Origin of the sequence: Hyphomicrobium sp., from assembly GCF_047600905.1 — a bacterium.
Lineage (GTDB): Bacteria > Pseudomonadota > Alphaproteobacteria > Rhizobiales > Hyphomicrobiaceae > Hyphomicrobium_B.
This window is the reverse complement of the sequence record NZ_JASGKD010000001.1, coordinates 97,853-115,698: the sequence shown is the minus strand read 5'-3', so window position 1 is coordinate 115,698 and position 17,846 is coordinate 97,853. Positions and strand designations below refer to the sequence as shown.

The 17,846-nt window shown below is 60.9% G+C and carries 15 protein-coding genes and 1 tRNA gene; 7 read left to right on the top strand and 9 right to left on the bottom strand.

What is annotated here, in order from left to right; genetic code table 11:
* Positions 1-17: 17 nt before the first annotated feature.
* Complete coding sequence (locus QM780_RS00610) at positions 18-764, top strand: DUF4336 domain-containing protein (protein ID WP_415068547.1); 747 nt, start codon at positions 18-20, stop codon at positions 762-764.
* A 16-nt stretch (positions 765-780) separates the two neighbouring features.
* Here the strand turns inward: QM780_RS00610 and QM780_RS00605 are convergent, their stop codons facing one another.
* Complete coding sequence (locus QM780_RS00605) at positions 781-1,515, bottom strand: tetratricopeptide repeat protein (RefSeq protein WP_415068546.1); 735 nt, start codon at positions 1,513-1,515, stop codon at positions 781-783.
* An 86-nt stretch (positions 1,516-1,601) separates the two neighbouring features.
* On the bottom strand, positions 1,602-1,727 hold the full coding sequence (gene ykgO / locus QM780_RS00600) for a type B 50S ribosomal protein L36 (RefSeq protein WP_013216601.1): 126 nt from the start codon (positions 1,725-1,727) through the stop codon (positions 1,602-1,604).
* A gap of 239 nt (positions 1,728-1,966) precedes the next feature.
* Between ykgO and QM780_RS00595 the strand changes: the two genes are divergently transcribed.
* The gene (locus tag QM780_RS00595; protein WP_415068545.1) at positions 1,967-2,611 is read left to right on the top strand and encodes a class I SAM-dependent methyltransferase; all 645 of its coding nucleotides are present in this window, start codon (positions 1,967-1,969) and stop codon (positions 2,609-2,611) included.
* A 78-nt stretch (positions 2,612-2,689) separates the two neighbouring features.
* On the opposite strand, the gene QM780_RS00590 is transcribed toward QM780_RS00595, so the two are convergent.
* Both QM780_RS00590 and cpdR read right to left on the bottom strand, forming a co-directional pair.
* Positions 2,690-2,764, bottom strand: a tRNA-Val gene (locus tag QM780_RS00590).
* Between the two features lie 86 nt (positions 2,765-2,850).
* Positions 2,851-3,237, bottom strand: a complete 387-nt coding sequence (gene cpdR / locus QM780_RS00585; RefSeq protein WP_415068544.1) for a cell cycle two-component system response regulator CpdR — start codon at positions 3,235-3,237, stop codon at positions 2,851-2,853.
* Positions 3,238-3,519: 282 nt separating this feature from the next.
* On the opposite strand from cpdR, the gene QM780_RS00580 reads away from it, so the two are divergent.
* Together QM780_RS00580 and hisN are read left to right on the top strand one after the other, a co-directional pair.
* Entirely contained in the window at positions 3,520-4,419 is a 900-nt protein-coding gene (locus QM780_RS00580) for an N-formylglutamate amidohydrolase (protein ID WP_415068543.1), read from the top strand.
* 564 nt (positions 4,420-4,983) lie between these two features.
* Complete coding sequence (gene hisN, locus QM780_RS00575) at positions 4,984-5,796, top strand: histidinol-phosphatase (protein ID WP_415071952.1); 813 nt, start codon at positions 4,984-4,986, stop codon at positions 5,794-5,796.
* On the opposite strand, the gene QM780_RS00570 is transcribed toward hisN, so the two are convergent.
* Complete coding sequence (locus QM780_RS00570) at positions 5,793-6,761, bottom strand: alpha/beta fold hydrolase (protein ID WP_415068542.1); 969 nt, start codon at positions 6,759-6,761, stop codon at positions 5,793-5,795. The genes hisN and QM780_RS00570 overlap by 4 nt on opposite strands.
* Before the next feature lie 214 nt (positions 6,762-6,975).
* Between QM780_RS00570 and QM780_RS00565 the strand changes: the two genes are divergently transcribed.
* The 3 genes from QM780_RS00565 to QM780_RS00555 all read left to right on the top strand — a co-directional run bounded on the left by QM780_RS00565 (position 6,976) and on the right by QM780_RS00555 (position 14,191).
* Positions 6,976-7,434 carry an Hsp20 family protein gene (locus QM780_RS00565; RefSeq protein ID WP_415068541.1) on the top strand — a complete coding sequence of 153 codons (459 nt, stop codon included), beginning with the start codon at positions 6,976-6,978 and terminating at the stop codon, positions 7,432-7,434.
* Between the two features lie 540 nt (positions 7,435-7,974).
* Complete coding sequence (gltB, locus tag QM780_RS00560) at positions 7,975-12,702, top strand: glutamate synthase large subunit (RefSeq protein WP_415068540.1); 4,728 nt, start codon at positions 7,975-7,977, stop codon at positions 12,700-12,702.
* A 49-nt stretch (positions 12,703-12,751) separates the two neighbouring features.
* Positions 12,752-14,191, top strand: coding sequence for a glutamate synthase subunit beta (locus QM780_RS00555; protein WP_415068539.1), 1,440 nt, complete (start codon positions 12,752-12,754; stop codon positions 14,189-14,191).
* Positions 14,192-14,206: 15 nt separating this feature from the next.
* On the opposite strand, the gene QM780_RS00550 is transcribed toward QM780_RS00555, so the two are convergent.
* The 4 genes from QM780_RS00550 to QM780_RS00535 all read right to left on the bottom strand — a co-directional run bounded on the left by QM780_RS00550 (position 14,207) and on the right by QM780_RS00535 (position 17,790).
* Positions 14,207-14,683: an EamA family transporter gene (locus QM780_RS00550; protein ID WP_415068538.1), complete on the bottom strand. Its 477-nt coding sequence runs from the start codon at positions 14,681-14,683 to the stop codon at positions 14,207-14,209.
* Positions 14,643-15,041 carry a hypothetical protein gene (locus tag QM780_RS00545; protein ID WP_415068537.1) on the bottom strand — a complete coding sequence of 133 codons (399 nt, stop codon included), beginning with the start codon at positions 15,039-15,041 and terminating at the stop codon, positions 14,643-14,645. Before QM780_RS00545 ends, QM780_RS00550 begins: the two co-directional genes overlap by 41 nt.
* A 51-nt stretch (positions 15,042-15,092) precedes the next feature.
* Complete coding sequence (locus QM780_RS00540; protein WP_415068536.1) at positions 15,093-16,424, bottom strand: DUF459 domain-containing protein; 1,332 nt, start codon at positions 16,422-16,424, stop codon at positions 15,093-15,095.
* A 112-nt stretch (positions 16,425-16,536) separates the two neighbouring features.
* Positions 16,537-17,790: a lytic murein transglycosylase gene (locus QM780_RS00535; RefSeq protein ID WP_415068535.1), complete on the bottom strand. Its 1,254-nt coding sequence runs from the start codon at positions 17,788-17,790 to the stop codon at positions 16,537-16,539.
* Positions 17,791-17,846 lie beyond the last annotated feature (56 nt).

Below are 17,846 nucleotides of genomic sequence, written 5' to 3'. Positions count from 1 at the left end.
CTGCGCGTTACCTCGCAATGGACCGCGATCACAACCACACCTATCCGCCGCTCAATACACTGAAGCCCGTGGCAGATGACGTTTGGCTGGTTGACGGCCCCGTCATCCGCTTCGGCCTCCCGCTCCTTAAAATGCCGTTTCCAACCCGGATGACGATCATCCGGATCGGCGGCGGCGATCTCTTCGTCCATTCACCGACACCGCTTACGCCGAAGCTGAGCACCGCAATTGCGCAGATTGGACGCGTCCGCTGGATCGTCGCGCCCAATCGTCTGCACTATTGGTGGACGCCGGAATGGAAGGCCACTTTCTCCGGGGCAGACGTCTATCTCGCCCCGCGCGTCGAGGAACAAGCTGGCGACCGCATCGACTTCCCGTTTCTGCGTCTGGAGCAGAACGACGGTTATCCCTGGGATAGCGACATCGCGACGATCGCGGTCACCGGCAGCTATATGACGGAGATGGATTTCTTCCATCGCCCGAGCCGAACGCTGGTGCTCGCCGACCTCATCGAAAACTTCGAACCCGCCAAAATCCCGCTTCTGACGAGATGGCTTGCCCGGATTGGCGGTTGCCTCGATCCGCACGGCGGGACGCCGCGCGACTTGCGAATGACATTCTCGAAACGGAAAGCGGAATTTCGCGCCGTCGTCGAAACGATGACCGCTTGGCAGCCGGAGCGCATCATCCTCGCTCATGGAAGATGGTACGAAAGAAACGGAACAGAAGAGTTACAGCGTGCCTTCGATTGGCTTCTGCATTAGAGGCGACGGAGAAGGATCAGATTCCCTGCCCCTCGATTTCCTTCTTCAGTGCGTCGCGAGCCGTCTCGCCGCCTTCGATGTTGGGGTGGACCTTGAGAAGCTGGTTGTAGACCTCCAGCGCTGCTTTCTTCTCACCCATCAGCACGAGAATTTTGGCCATGCCGTCGAGAGCCCGAAAATTGTTCGGCTCGATTGCAAGCGCGCGTCTTAAATCGCCAAGCGCGGCCGTGTAATTGTTCATGCGATATTCGACGTAGGCGCGATGGCTCCACGCTTCCGCATACTGCGGCTCAAGTTCGACGGCGGCGTCGAGAAAGGGCAGCGCCTTGTCGTTCTCGTTCCGCGACGAGAAAAGCTCGCCCCGGTCGATCAGAAGATTGACCGTGTCGCCGCCCTGCATGCGCCAAAGCCGCTCGATCGCCGCGCCGATCTCGCCAGCCTGACGATGATCGCCCTCGGTCGCGAGGTAGGCGTAGAGATTGTCGAGTGTTTTCGAGACTTCCTCCGACGACTTCGGCCAAGGCAGGCCCATCATTCCGGGCAGTCCTTGCGTCTTCGCAGCAGCGCCAGGTGACGGCGCGACCGGAGGCGCTTTCTTGGCGACGGGAGGCGGCAGCGGTTCGCGGCGTTCCACCGGCCCCGGATTTTCCGGGAACGGCATCGTCTTCAAAAGCTCGTCGTCCGCAAATGCGCTCGACACGCCGCACGAGAGCGCCGCCAGAACGGGCAAAATCCGGGTAAAAGCGATCATGCCCCGAAAGCTAATCGAGGCGATCCATTTGGTCAAAACAACTCTTGGTGAATTCGCCGTAACGTCGCGCAATCGACGCTTGGGCCTCAGCCCTGGCGGGCTTTGAAGCGGCGATGAGTCTTGTTGATGACGTAGACGCGGCCCTTGCGGCGCACGACGCGGTTATCGCGGTGCCGCGAGCGCAGGGACTTCAAGGAGTTTCTAACTTTCATAACGACACCGGTTAAAACCCGAGCGTCCGGGGCGTTGCCACCGTCACGTCGGAAGAACGATTGGGATAGAGCGAGGCTTCTACCCGCGGTAACCTAAGAACACAAGGCCTTCGGCGAGGCAAATTCGCCTGTCCCTGCCCGATTCCGTTGGGGATTTCCGAAGCGGGCGCTTTCGACGCTTGATTTTGCATGTTATGCAACCTTAGATTGATATGCAATATCTAAGGGTCTATTTGCCGTTGCGCCAAAAAATCTACATCCAATATGGCGCGGGTGCCTCCGGACCCGAAGCCTGGCTGAATTTCGACAGCTCCCCAACTTTGCGGGCCGCGCGATTGCCCCTCGTCGGCCGTTTGGTTCGATCACCGTTTCCAACGACAGTTCGCTATGGCGACATTGTCCAGGGATTGCCGGTCGCTGATGAATCCGCGGCCGGAGTCTATGCCAGCCACATCCTCGAACATCTTTCGCGGCAGGACTGCATCGCCGCGCTCCGAAACTCCTTGCGTGTTCTCCGACGCGGCGGACGATTTCGCCTGATCGTGCCGAACCTCAGAGCGCGCGCGGCACGCTACCTTGCTGCCGAAGACGATGCGACCGCAGCCGATCAATTTTTGCGCACTTGTTTGATCGGTGCCGAGCAATCTGAACGCTCCCTCTCAAGCCGGTTGAGACGCGTCGTCGGCAATTCGCATCATCGCTGGATGTGGGATGTAAATTCAATGACGGCCGCGCTGCGCTCCGCGGGATTCGTCGGAATAAGGCCGTGCGAACTTGGCGACAGCGGCGACAGCATGTTCGACTTGGTTGAGGAAACGAGCCGTTTCCGAGACCCGGAACTCGGAATCGCCGAGTGCGCGCTTGAAGCGTTCCGCCCCGCCTGAGCGAGTCGTCGTCACGATCCTCTGCTCGGTTGGCGACACGATCGTTCCGGAAAAACCACCAAAACCGTCAGGCTTCGATGGTGGGCACTAGAGGGATCGAACCTCTGACCCCTACCATGTCAAGGTAGTGCTCTACCGCTGAGCTAAGTGCCCGGAAGAAGCGAGCTTCTAGAGGGTTAGAGATACCGAGGTCAAGCCCCGCAACGACGCAATCCGACGATTATCGCCGGCCGACAGCATCAAGCCGCCAGCAACCGGTCCACTTCCTTCACCAAGTCCTTGAGATGGAAGGGCTTCGAAAGAACGTGCGCATCTTTGGGCGGCTGGTTCTCGCTATTGAGAACGACAGCCGCAAAGCCGGTGATGAACATGATTTTGAGGTCGGGGTCGATTTCGCTCGCGCGCCGCGCAAGCTCGATGCCGTCCATCTTGGGCATGACGATATCGGTCAGCAGCAGCGTGAACGGCTCGGTCTTGAGACGATGATAGGCATCCTCGCCGTTTTCAAAGGCGACGACGTCGTAGTTTGCTTTCTCAAGCGCCTTGACGAGAAAGCCGCGCATTGAATCGTCATCCTCGGCGAGCAGGATTCGACGGATCGGCAGGCTGGATGGCTCGGCTGTCATGGCTACTCTGAATGTGCGAAGGCCCCGGACGAGGAATACCCCATATCTCGTCGTATGCAAACTTGGCCCAACTTAGGTAAACGGAGCATGAAACTGTGGAAAGGGCCGCATATTATGGTGGCCCATTTGCGTTTACTTCGAAATACGATTTGCCTCGCATGTGCTTGCCCAATCCTAGGGCAATCAAAGTCTTGCGTGGACTTCGACCGACCCCCTTGGCAATGTAGCCCACTTTGAAACGATAGTTTTGCGGCCGGGATCTGAACGAGACATCTCCGAACCATGCCTGACCATAGATCCCAAGAAGTCCCAAGCGCGTTCTTCCCGTCCTATGACGTTCTGGCTCCGCGCGCCCAGGCCGTACCGTTCGTTTTCTCTTCGCCTCACTCGGGCCGGCTCTATCCGCCGGAATTTCTGGCGATTTCGCGCCTCGACCCGAAAACGCTGCGCCGATCCGAAGATTGTTTCGTCGATAAGCTGTTTCGCCCGGTCGCCGACCTTGGCGCGCCATTGATCAGCGCCCGGTTCCCCCGCGCCTATCTCGACCTCAACCGCGAGCCCTATGAACTCGACCCGGAACTCGTCGTCGAACCGCTCCCCGCTCATGCCAACACACAATCCATCCGCGTCGCCGGCGGACTTGGCACCGTCGCGCGCATCGTCGCCGACGGCGAGGAAATTTACCCGACGCGTCTGAACCTCGCGAGCGTCCTCGCTCGCATCGAGCAACTCTACTTTCCATTTCACGCCGAGCTGTCGCGCCTTGTCGCACAAACGAGAGAAATGTTCGGTTACGCTGTCTTGATCGACTGCCATTCGATGCCGTCGACCGCCATGGCACCCGGCGGCGCCCAGCGCCCCGACATCGTGGTCGGCGATCGCTTCGGCGCCTCAGCCGATCCGCGATTGACATTGCTGGTGCGCGATGAGTTCCAACGCCGCGGCTTCAAGGTGAACCTCAATCGGCCCTACGCCGGCGGATACATTACCGAGCACCACGGCCGTCCCGCGCGTGGCACCCACGCAATTCAGCTCGAGATCAATCGCGGCCTATACATAAACGAGCTGACCTTCGAGAAAAATTCCGGCTACGACCGCCTGTCTGAAGCTCTGATCGATATCTCCTCATCGCTGTTCCGCGAGGTCCCGGCGATTCTCGATTATCGCGCAGCGGCGGAGTGAATCGCAGCGCCAGCAGCTAAGCGATTCACCATAGAAAAAGGGCCGTCCGAATTTCGCGAACGGCCCAAGTCTAGGGAGGAAACGCCCAAGGAGGGCTGCGAAGCGCGAGCGGAGCTCACATATCGCACTGCAAAAATTAAAGGTGCAGCGCATCACCAGCAAATGCGATTTACGCAGAGCTGCATGTCCAAGAACGCGCAACTGATATCTGGGGTTCTCAATGGAGGCATAAGCTCAACTGCTGCGGGAGCCTAGCTCGCAACAAGTTCCTCAACAAAGAAAGGCCGTCCGAAAGCCGAACGGCCCAAGTCTAGGGAGGAAACGCCCAAATTGGGCAGCAAATGCGCTGAAGCGTGTCAACGCACCCGCGAGACAACGATGATCTGCTTCGGCGTGCATCGCAATCTCTACGCGTATTGCAGTAGCACATTAAAAGGAAGCTGTATCCACCTCGCCACAACTTACGTTACTAATATGTATCTGCTTCAACTTCGCCTCAAGTGGAAGTACGTTCCGGCATCGTCGGGGCCATGAGGTAAATAATTGAAATTTCAGGGTGAGCACGTGTCGGGAAGCGTCCCCGCTGCGGATTTCCAGGCCATTGTCCGCGTGGCACAGGAACTGGCTGACATCTCCGGCTCAGTGATCCTCAAGCATTTCCGTAAACCAATGCCTGTGGAAAACAAGGCGGCCGGAGGCGCATTCGATCCGGTAACGAAAGCCGACCGCGGGGCCGAAAAAGCCATCGTCCAGGCTCTGACGACCCGTTTCCCCGACCACGGCATCGTCGGCGAGGAATTCGGAACGCGCCCGGGCACGAGCCCCTACCGTTGGGTCATCGATCCGATCGACGGCACGCGTTCATTCATCATCGGCTCGCCGCTGTGGGGGACGCTGATCGGCGTCCTCAAGGACGAGGAACCGATTTTCGGACTGGTGGACCAACCCTTCACCGGCGAGCGCTTTTGGTCGGGCGACAAGGCATCCTATCATAGCCTGAGAGGCGGTCGCCCGAGCCGGATCAAGACGCGCCAATGCAGCCGCATCGAAGACGCCGTGCTGACGTCCACGCATCCCGATCTCTTCGAAAGCCCGGAACAATTTGCAGCTCTCGCCAACCTCAAGGCGAAGGCTCGCCTGACGCGTTACGGCGGCGACTGCTACGGCTATTGCCTCCTGGCATCGGGTTTTGTCGATGTCATTATCGAAGCCGGCCTGAATGCCTACGACATCGTCGCCATCATCCCGATCATCGAGCGCGCCGGCGGCGTCGTGACCACCTGGACCGGCGGCAATGCGTCCTCAGGAGGAGATATCATCGCAACCGGCGACCCGCGCCTGCACGATGACGTCCTCGCCCTGATCAATAAAATCTAGACACCTTCCAACGGCCCCGCTTCGATGCCCATATAGGCGTCGAAAGCCGCCCAGAATCGCTGCCGGATCGCGTCCGTTTCCTGCAGGATCTCGTGTCGCGATCCCGGCATTAGAATGTGGCCGCCCGACTTCAGATCGACGGCGAAGTCCTCGATCGCCTGTGTCGAGACCACCCGATCGGCGCCGGCTCCGAACAGCATCATCGGCACACACACGTATTTCGGATAGTCGGGCCGCGATAACATCGCGCAGCTCCGCAGCGCTGCTCTGAGCCACCCGATCGTCGGCCCGCCAAGCGCCAGATCAGGCGCAGCTTCGATGATCGACTTGATCCGCGACCACCGCACATGGTCCGCCGTCAGCCGATTGTTCTCGAATACGGTCAGATCGTTCGGCTGGTCGCCGACGCCCCTGACGTAGGCTGTCGCTAAGCCGACCATGGACGCGGTCGATGCGTAGGCGGTCACCAGCGGCCTGCTCGCCCCGAGCATGCTGTCGTGGATCTCGATCATCGGCGAAAGCAGGATCATCCGCGAGAATGGGCTCGTCTCATCCTGCGCACCGCGCAGAAGAATGTGGCCACCAAGAGAATGCCCGAGCCCGATAATCGGGTCTGGCAGCGTCGGCCGCACGATCTCATCTATGAAGATCGCCAGGTCACGGTCGTATTCGGTGAAGGCGACCACGTGGCCCTTGCGCCGGTTCGATAGGATTCGCTGCGACCCGCCTTGGCCGCGAAGGTCGAAAGTTGCAACGGCAAATCCCCGCCGCCGAAGGTCGGCGATCACCTCGAAATATTTTTCGATGAATTCCCCACGTCCTTGCACGATGACGACGGTGCCGCGCGCAGGTCCCCGCGTCGCGTCCCATAGCGCTAGGCGAAGCTTCAGACCGTCGTAACCGTCGAAGGCCGCCACCGTGGCGCCGCTCGGAACGGGATTGATCGAGAGAGAAACGAGTTTCATCTGCCGCTCTTTATGCCTTGTGAAAAAGGCAAGGACATTCAACGACGCCGAACGAATTAACGCGCTCGCACAGGATAATTTGGGCCGCTCCACCCCTTGAAGCGTACCGCCTGCTCCCTACTTCTCCAATGCGGCTGCCGCAAAGCGGGGCCGCATCAGGAAAGACCGAGCCAGCCGGCCGGTTTTACATGTCGCTTCTCATGGAGGATATGTCATGCGACACGCAGAATTTGCCCCCTTCTATCGTTCCGCTATCGGCTTTGATCGCCTCTTTCAGGCGCTCGATCGTTCCGTCGGCTTTGATAGCGAATCCACTTACCCGCCTTATAACATCGAACGTACCGGCGAGAACGCGTACCGGATTACTTTGGCTGTGGCCGGGTTCTCCCAGGATGAGCTGAAGATCGAGGTCAAAGAGCAGACCCTTTCGATCGCCGGCGAGAAAACAGCTGAAGCCGAAGGCAAGACCTACCTTCATCGCGGCATCGCCGCTCGCGCGTTCGAGCGTCGCTTCCAGCTTGCCGACCACGTCGATGTGACGGGCGCCAAGTTCGAGAACGGCCTCCTGCACGTCGACCTCGTTCGCAACATCCCGGAGAGCAAGAAGCCCCGCACGATTGCGATCGGAACGGCAGAGCCGGTTCAGCAGCTCGAAGCAAAAGCTGCCGCTTAAACTCACGTCTCCAAGGCAACCTCGAACGGCAGCTCTGCTTCAGCAGGGCTGCCGTTTTTTCGTTTGAGACCTGGAAGCGCTGCGCGAGGGGAAATATTGTTGCTCAGGCCGACCCAAAGCGTGCCCGAAACGATCCGCACCCCGGTTGCGTGTTATCGCTTGTGCCGCAGTGTCAAATCTGTAGAATTTGTTAGATAGGTCAACATTGCTGTCCTTTGTGCGCCATCCCGGCGCCCGCAAGAACAGTGCGAACGTGTGATCGGCCGTAGCGTCGCTTTACGGCTTCCGAGTGGCGGCGTGGGAGACATTCAGGTGCTTGAAGACAGGATTTGCGGTTTGCAAGGCCATAATATCGGCGGCGGGCTCCATTCCATGACCGACCCTATTGCCGTGCGCCGCGCCCGAAAACGTCGGCTGACCGTATAATTTTGTTCGACCGGCGAGCTTGCGCAAAGGTCGAAGAGCAAAGTTGCCCGCAACCGGGCACCCTTCCGAATAACGAAGTTCTGAAATTGGGCCACTGGCCACGCGAGGCGAGAAATGAGCGAAGGTTATCTGTCTCCGCTAGAGGACGAAATCGGCACGGGAAGCCGTCCGGCGGCAGCAGGCCTTTTTGACCCGGCACTTGAGCGCGATGCCTGCGGCGTCGGCTTTATCGCGAACCTCAAGGGTCGCAAGTCGCACAGCATCGTCGAAGGCGCCCTGAAGATCCTCGAAAATCTCGAGCACCGCGGAGCCGTCGGTGCCGATCCCCTGTCGGGCGACGGTGCGGGCATCCTGATCCAGATCCCGCATGATTTTCTGGCCGCCGAAACCAAGGCACTGGGCTTCGAACTCCCAGCCCCCGGCGAATATGCGGTCGGCCACCTCTTCATGCCGCGTGACGAGCGTCTGCGCGCTCATTGTGAACGCGTCTGGGCCCGTTGCCTCAAGGAAGAAAACCTCGAACTTCTTGGCTGGCGCACGGTTCCGGTCGAAAACGGCTGCCTGTCGGACATGGTTCGCGACGTCGAACCCGTGCACCGTCAGATCTTCGTTCGGCGTCCGGCCGGCATGGCCGACCAGGAAGAATTCGAGCGTCACCTTTATATCGTTCGCAAGGTCGTCTCGAACGCCGTCCACGATGCCTACAAGGGCCGCGACATCGGTCACTACACCGTGTCGCTGTCGACGCGCACCGTCGTCTACAAGGGCATGTTCCTGTCGTTCCAGGTCAAGGCTTACTACAAGGACCTGTCGGATCCGCGCCTCGTCTCCGCGCTCGCCCTCGTCCATCAACGCTTCTCGACCAACACCTTCCCATCGTGGAAGCTGGCGCATCCCTATCGCATGGTCGCGCACAACGGCGAGATCAACACACTGCGCGGCAACGTCAACTGGATGGCCGCGCGTCAGGCTTCGGTTTCGTCGCCGTTGTTCGGCGACCGCATCTCCAAGCTCTGGCCGATCTCTTATGAAGGCCAGTCCGACACAGCGTGCTTCGACAACGCCCTCGAATTCCTCGTCATGGGCGGCTACAGCCTCTCGCACGCCGCGATGATGCTGATCCCGGAAGCATGGGCCGGCAATCCGACGATGGATACCAAGCGCCGCGCCTTCTACGAATATCATGCCTGCTTGATGGAGCCGTGGGACGGCCCCGCCGCCATGGCCTTCACCGACGGCCGCCAGATCGGCGCAACGCTCGACCGCAACGGTCTGCGTCCGGCACGCTATCTCGTCACCAAGGACGACACCGTCATCATGTCGTCCGAGTCGGGCGTGCTGCCGATCGAAGAAGAAAACATCGTCAAGAAGTGGCGCCTTCAGCCGGGCAAAATGCTGCTGATCGACCTCGAAAAAGGCTGCATCATCTCGGACGAAGAGTTGAAAGCCGAGATCGCCGCCAGCCATCCTTATGAAACGTGGCTGAAGCGGACGCAGATCAAGGTTTCGGACCTTCCGCTGCCGGCAAAGTCCGCCGCCGCTGCCAAGTCGAACGTCGCGGTGCTCGATCTGCAGCAGTCGTTCGGCTACACGCAGGAAAGCATCAAGTTCCTGCTGACGCCGATGGCGGAAAAGGGCGAGGAAGCGACTGGCTCGATGGGCACCGACACGCCGATCTCGGCGCTGTCGTCGAAGTCGAAGCTCCTGCACACCTACTTCAAGCAGAACTTCGCGCAGGTGACGAACCCGCCGATCAACTCGATCCGCGAAGAGCTTGTGATGAGCCTCGTCTCGTTCATCGGCCCGCGCCCGAACATCCTCGATCTGCAGGGCACCTCCAAGCAGAAGCGGCTCGAAGTCGATCAGCCCATCCTGACCAACGAAGATCTCGAACGGGTCCGCGGCATCGGCGCCGTCAAGGACAACGATTTCGAGTCGATCACGATCGACATCACCTATCCGGCAGACAAGGGCGAAGGCGGCATGGGCCCCGCCCTCGACGGCATTTGCGCTGAAGCCGAAGAGTATGTTCGCGCCAAGGAATTCAACATCATCATCCTGTCCGACCGCCGCGCCGGACCGGACCGCATCGCTATACCCTCGCTGCTGGCGACGTCGGCCGTGCACCACCATCTGATTAAGCAGGGCCTGCGCACCTCCGTCGGCCTCGTCGTCGAGACCGGTGAAGCCCACGAGATCAACCAGTTCTGCACGCTCGCGGGCTACGGCGCAGAAGCGATCAACCCGTATCTCGCTTTCGAAACGCTCTACACCATGATCCCGGAGCTGCCCGAAGGCACGACCCCGGAAATGGTCAAGAAGCGTTTCATCAAGGCCATCGGCAAGGCGATGCTGAAGGTTATGGCGAAGATGGGCATCTCGACCTATCAGTCCTATTGCGGCGCCCAGATCTTCGATGCCGTCGGCCTGCGCTCGAGCTTCGTCGAACGCTACTTCACCGGCACGCATACCCAGGTCGAAGGCGTCGGCCTGCGCGAAATTGCGCGCGAAACCGTCGAGCGTCACAAGATGGCTTTCGGCGACGTTCCGGTGTTGGCCAACGCTCTAGATGTCGGCGGCGAGTATGCCTACCGCGTCCGCGGTGAAGCCCATATGTGGCGGCCGGGAACGGTGGCCGACCTGCAGCACGCCGTCCGCTCGACCGACAACAAGGATGCGATGAGCGGCCGTATTCCGCAGAAATTCCGCGACTTCTCGAAGGCCATCAATGATCAGTCCGAACAGTTGATGACGCTGCGCGGGATGTTCCGCATCCGCTCGGCCGAAAGCTTCGGCAGGAAGCCCGTGCCGCTCGAGGAAGTCGAGCCAGCCGCCAGCATCGTCAAGCGCTTCGCGACCGGCGCGATGAGCTATGGTTCGATCAGCCGCGAAGCCCACACCACGCTTGCGATTGCGATGAACCGCATCGGCGGCCGTTCCAACACCGGCGAAGGCGGCGAAGAATCCGATCGCTTCAAGCCGATGGCGAACGGCGACTCGATGCGCTCCGCCATCAAGCAGGTCGCCTCCGGCCGCTTCGGCGTGACGACGGAATACCTCGTCAATTCCGACATGATGCAGATCAAAATGGCCCAGGGCGCGAAGCCCGGCGAAGGCGGTCAGCTTCCTGGCCACAAGGTCGACGCCACCATCGCCAAGGTCCGTCACTCGACACCGGGCGTGACGCTCGTCTCGCCCCCGCCGCATCACGACATCTATTCGATCGAAGACTTGGCGCAGCTCATCTACGACCTGAAGAACGTCAACCCGAAGGCTGACGTCTCGGTGAAGCTCGTGTCCGAAGTCGGCGTAGGCACGGTTGCCGCCGGCGTCGCCAAGGCACGCGCCGATCACGTCACGATCTCGGGCTTCGAAGGCGGCACCGGTGCATCCCCGCTCACCTCGATCAAGCACGCTGGCTCACCGTGGGAAATCGGCCTCGCCGAAACGCATCAGACGCTGGTTGCCAACCTTCTCCGCGGCCGTATCGCCGTACAGGTCGACGGCGGCGTCCGCACCGGCCGCGACGTCGTCATCGGCGCGCTGCTTGGTGCCGACGAGTTCGGCTTCGCGACCGCCCCGCTGATCGCGGCCGGCTGCATCATGATGCGCAAGTGCCATCTGAACACCTGCCCGGTCGGCGTCGCGACGCAAGACCCCGTGCTGCGCGCGAAGTTCTCGGGCAAGCCCGAGCACGTCATCAACTACTTCTTCTTCGTCGCCGAGGAAGTCCGCGAGATCATGGCCCAGCTCGGCTTCCGCACCTTCAACGAGATGATCGGCCAGAGCGATCAGCTCGACAAGGATCGCGCCATCGAGCACTGGAAGGCCCGCGGCCTCGACTTCACCAAGCTGTTCCACAAGCCGCACGCGCCGAAGGGCGTCGCGATCTATAACAGCGAGCGCCAGGATCACGGCCTCGACAAGGTCCTCGACGTCAAGTTGATCGAGCTCGCCAAGCCCGCGCTCGAGCTGAAGCGTCCGGTCAAGGCCGAGGTCGACATCATCAACGTCAACCGCTCCGCCGGCGCGATGCTGTCGGGCGAAGTGGCGAAGCGCTTTGGTCACGCTGGCTTGCCGGAAGATACGATCTGGATGTCCTTCAAGGGAACCGCCGGCCAGGCCTTCGGCGCCTGGGTCGCACACGGCGTTACGCTCGATCTCATCGGCGAAGGCAACGACTACGTCGGCAAGGGCTTGTCGGGCGGCAAGATCATCGTCCGGCCCGATCCGAAGTCGAGCATTGTTCCGGAAGAAAGCATCATCGTCGGCAACACGGTGCTTTATGGCGCCATCACCGGCGAGTGCTATTTCCGCGGCATCGCGGGCGAACGCTTTGCCGTCCGCAACTCGGGCGCCTACGCCGTCGTCGAAGGCACGGGCGATCACGGCTGCGAATACATGACCGGTGGCGTCGTCGTCGTTCTAGGCCAGACCGGGCGGAACTTCGCGGCGGGCATGTCGGGCGGCATCGCCTACGTGCTCGACGAAACCGGGGATTTCGAGAGCCACCTGAACAAGGACATGGTCCAGCTCGAAGCCATCACCGCCGATCCGGGTTCGCTGCAGAAACTCGCCCAGCAGGGCGGTGATGTCGCGATCGCCGTGCGCAACGTCATGGTCGACATGCGCGAGCAGGACGCTGAGCGGCTGCACACGCTCATCTCGCGCCACGCGCACTACACCAATTCGCGCCGCGCTCAGGAAATTCTGAAGAACTTCGCGACCTATCTTCCGAAGTTCAAGAAAGTCATGCCGGTCGAATACCGCCGCGCACTGGCGGAACTGGCGAAGGCGCGCGAAACCAATCGCGAGGCGGCGCTCGAGACGGCAAAGCAGTAACGATCACACCGGCACATCGCGGATAGCAGACGAAAGAAGAAATTTAAGTATGGGCAAGCCGACAGGTTTTCTTGAAATCGAGCGCGCCGACCGCAAGTACCGGCCGGTCGAAGAGCGTCTGAAGCACTATAAGGAATTCGTCGTTCCGCTGTCCGAGCCTGAACTGAAAAAGCAGGCGGCGCGATGCATGGATTGCGGCATCCCCTATTGCCACAACGGCTGCCCGGTCAACAATCAGATCCCTGATTGGAATGATCTCGCCTATCGCGGCGACTGGAAGGAAGCGGCCGAAAATCTGCACTCAACGAACAACTTCCCCGAAGTGACCGGCCGCATCTGCCCGGCACCGTGCGAAGCCTCTTGCACGCTCAACATCGACGACACGCCGGTCACGATCAAAACCATCGAATGCTCCATCGCCGACCGCGCCTGGGAGGAAGGCTGGATCCAGCCGCTGCCGCCCGAGAAGAAGACCGGCAAGAAGGTTGCCGTCATCGGTTCTGGCCCCGCCGGCCTCGCCGCCGCGCAGCAGCTCGCGCGCGCCGGTCACGAGGTCCACGTCTACGAAAAGAACGCCAAGCCCGGCGGACTGCTCGTTTACGGCATTCCCGACTTCAAGATGGAAAAGGGCGTCATAGCCCGCCGCGTGAAGCAGATGGAAGCCGAAGGCGTGACATTCCATTGCGGCATCCACGTCGGCCAGGATCTCTCGGCGAAGTATCTCGAATCCAAGCACGACGCCGTTTTGATCGCGATCGGCTCAGAGCAACCGTTCGACTTTTTCGCCAAATCGCCGGGCCGCGATCTCAATGGCCTGCACTACGCCATGGATTTCCTGCCGCAGCAGAACCGCCGCAACTCCGGCGAGCCGCAGAAGCCGAAGACGAAAGAGATTTCGGCCAAGGACAAGCACGTCGTCGTCATCGGCGGCGGCGACACCGGCTCCGACTGCATCGGCACATCCTTCCGCCAGGGCGCGCTGAGCGTCACCCAGCTCGAAATCATGCCGATGCCGCCGGAAAAGGAGAACAAGGCGCTCTCCTGGCCGCATTGGCCGTTGAAGCTGCGCATCTCCTCGTCGCAGGCGGAAGGCGCCAATACCGAATATTCCATCTCGACCACGGGCTTCAGCGGCGACGACGGCAAGGTGAAAAAGCTTCACTACACGCGCGTCAACGCCAACCTGCAGCCGATCAAAGGCACGGAAGGCGCACTCGACGCCGACCTCGTGCTATTCGCGATGGGCTTCTCCGGTCCGATCGAGTCGGACATCGTCAAGGAATTCGCACTTCCCGTCGTGCCGCGCGGCCGCTTCAAGGGGCTCGACGCAACCGACCGCGACTATAAGCTCGCGACGTCGACGAAGCTTTTCTGCGCCGGCGACATCCGCCGCGGTCAGTCGCTGGTCGTCTGGGCGATCCGTGAAGGCCGACAGGCAGCGCATGCGATCGACAAGTTCCTGATGGGATCGACCGTCCTTCCGCGCTAATGAGCCCGGTCGAACTCACGCGAGACGCAGCGCCACCGCCCCGAGCCCGATGAGACCAGCGCCGACGAGCCGCGCCGGTCCGAGACGCTCGTGAAGGAAAAGACCGGCGATAGCGGTTCCGAATAGGATCGACGTCTCCCTGAGAGCCGCAACCATCGCCACCGGCGCCAGCGTCATCGCGTGCAGAACGATGGCGTAGGATACGACCGTCGCGACACCGCCCACAGCAGCTGCCCCGCCTTGCGATGCGAACATGCGGGCAATCTCCGCTCGTTTCCGGGCCACGACACACCCCGCAAGCGGAATGCCGGTAAGCATGAACACCCACGCGGCATAAGCGGCGGGAGATTGAGACAGCCGCGTGCCCACGCCGTCCACCAAGGTGTAGCTCGCGATCACGATGGCATTGAGAAGCGCCACGTAGACGCTCCTGACATCGCCCGTTTTGGCGTCACGAACCATCGTGATGATGCCGGCGCAGATCAGCAGCACGCCGACCCACGCCGGTAGTGAGAAGTCTCTCGCCGATCACGAACGCACCAACCAGCGCGACGAGAAACGGCGCGGTTCCCCGCATCAATGGATAGGTTTGCCCCATATCGCCGATGCGATAGGCCAATCCCACGAGCGAAAAATAAACAACGTGGATCGCGACAGACGCGGCGATGAAAGGCCAGCTGTCTCGCTGTGGTGCCTCGACAAAGACCAGCAAAACCGCGGACGCGACGGCAGCCGATGTCGCCACCATGATCATCGATAACACTTTGTCGTCGGCGCTTTTTATAACCGCATTCCAAGACGCATGCAGCGCTGCCGCAAGCAACACCGAAGCGAAAACCCAGAATGTCATGCGCTGGCCGAACGCCGTTTCCCGCTGCCACAAATCGATCGCGTCATCGAGCTATCCGCGCGGAGATAGCTCCAGGCTCTTCGCCTGGCTCGTCGTATCGGGCTTCGGCGGCCATGTCATGTCGTCGGCGCGCCCGGGCTTCGGCTGCAGACGTTCGCCCTTGACGAGCAGCCTGAAGTACGGCGCCTGCGTCGGCGACAACCGGCCCCGATCGCGATTGCCCGACGGCGAAATCGAGCTCATCAACGTGAAGCCGCCCGCAATCTGATCGACCAGCAGATCGCCACGCTGTCCCGACGCTTCCCGCCGCGCCATCAGCGCCACCACAGCTGCTGGAATGGCAGGCCTGACGATCGGGATCGTCTGCGTTTCCTCGCGACCGTTGCTGCCGATGATTTTCAGAACGACTTTGCCGTTGTCTTCCTTCTGGTCGCCGGAAGAATCGCCTGATTGTCCGGGCGTCCCGCTCGCGCCGTGAAAACGCACGACCGGCGTCTTCTGATTGGAATCGCCAGCCATCGCCACCGGTGACGACGGCGCCGGAGTTTTTACAGCGTTGTCCGGATTGATCTTTGCCTGTTCGGCTTCCGAACCAAGCAGCGGAATGTTCCTGTTGGCCTTGGCCTGAATGAGGTCCGGACGAAGCTCTTTTTCGACGAAATGCGCCAGCTTGCGATTTCCCGCTTCCGTGAAGTTGACGCCGTCGCGAAGCCGCAACAGCCTTATCGCGCCGTCGAGATCAGGGCCATAAGCCGAATAATCGCCGTTGTCGTCCGTGAAGCCCTGATACGTATCGATATATTTGTACCCGTTGAGGTAGGCTCGTTCGCGGATCGCATCGTTGATGCGCTGCGCGAGATCGTTGGCATCCGATCGCCCAAGGTTCGGCAAGCCGACCCAATAGACCGCCGCGTTGCGGGTCTTGAACACGCGCATCAGGCGATCGATCCTGCGGGTATATTCGATCATCCAGGCTTCGCTCCCGATCGGAAGCCGCTTGCCGTCAGCACCCTTGATCGAAATGCGGTCGTCCTGCCCGGTCATCACGATCGCGATATTGAACGTCTGGCCGGCGATCGCCTTCTCCAGCGCCGCGACTTTGGAATCGAAATTGGGCATCGCGATTCCCGCGATCGGCGTCACCTGCTTCTGGATGTCGAGCCGGGCATCGGCGTTGAATGCCGCAGTCAATCCTCTGAGCAGCCCCGGCGCGAAATCGTCGCCGAAAACACTCACCTGATAGACGTCATTGTCGGGAAACGAAGTCAGAAAGGTCCCTGCCTGATCGTCGTCCGCCGACCAAGCCGACGGCGCGAGCACAACCGCGAGCGCGACGACGATTGCCGCGCTCCAAAAGCGGACATGCCTTGAAAAGGCGATCATGCCTTCAGGTGCCTTTCACACGCTCCAAGCCGCCGGGCCGGCAAATCCGGTGCCTAGCATACAGCCTTGGGTCCGGCGCTCCAATGTCGCAATTGCCCAGCAGCCAGCTCGCTCAACGCCGCGCCGCCTGGGATTCCGCGTGCGCCAATACCCGCTCCGACGGCCAGCAATCGATCGGCAGCCCGTTGGATTTCTCATAGAGTCCGATTTGCTTGCGCGTGTTGGAGCCGATCTTCCCGTCGATCTTGTCCATCGGGAATCCGAGCTGCTGCAGCCGAGATTGGATTCCCGCAACGGTCCGGGTTTTCGGCTGCGAGAACGATTTCCACGGCGTCGCGAAGTCGCCGCCGCCGCAAATCCGGTCGCCGAGATTTCCCACGAACAGCGCGTAAAGGTCGGACGTGTTGTAGAGCCTAATAACGCGGAAATTCTGCGCCGCGAGGAAGGCTGGGCCATAGGCGCCCGCTGGCATCATCAGGTAAGCGTCCGAAGACAGCTCGGCCTTCGTGAACGGACGGCCGCCCGCTTTTTTGAATCCCATCTTCACCCAGTCGCCGATCGGTCGCGCATCGGGCGGCCCTTCGAGCGAACAGTCGGCATGGGTCGGCGCGATGACCTCGTATCCCCAGCGCGCGCCCCGGACCCAGCCTTTGGCCTCAAGCTGGCGTGCGGTAAATGCCAGCGCGTCGGCCACCGATCGCCAGATGTCGATCTTACCGTCGCCGTCTCCGTCGATCGCAAATTTGAGATATTCCGTCGGCATCGCCTGAGTGAGCCCCACTGCGCCGGCCCACGACGATTTCATATCCAACCGGGGCACGCCCTGCTGCAGCATGACCAGCGCCGCGATCAGCTCGTCATGAAAGCGGTCCTTGCGCTTGCCGACGAACGCCAGCGTCGCCAGCATCTGGATTGCATCGTTCGGCGGATGATAGCTGCCGTAAGCCGTTTCGCGACCCCAGATCGCGACGAGCGTATAGCGATCGACACCCGTCAGTCCTTCGATCCGCTCGAGCGCCGCCTTATGATCGGCCAGGAACTGCCGCCCCTGCACCGCGAGCTTCTCCAGATACGGCTTCGAAAGATAATCGGCGGCGGTCTTCGTAAACTCGGCCTGCCCGGTATTATCGACCTTCGGCCGCCCCGGAAGATCGAGGTCCGGAATGGTGTAGTCCGGCTTCACACCGGCGAAAGCCGCGTCGAAGGTTTTTCGGCTGACGCCCGCGGCCTTGGCATCTGGCCAAAGGCTCGCGATGAAGGCACGGAAATCCTGCATCGGCGGCGGCTCGGCCATCGCCGGCACCGATCCGAGCAACCATGCTATGGCCGCTGCGAATGCCATGAGATACCGTCGCTTCAGGGGCATGGCCACGCTGCTTTCCGGATAGCTTCAGTGAATACTCGCGTCATACTTGCTGCGAG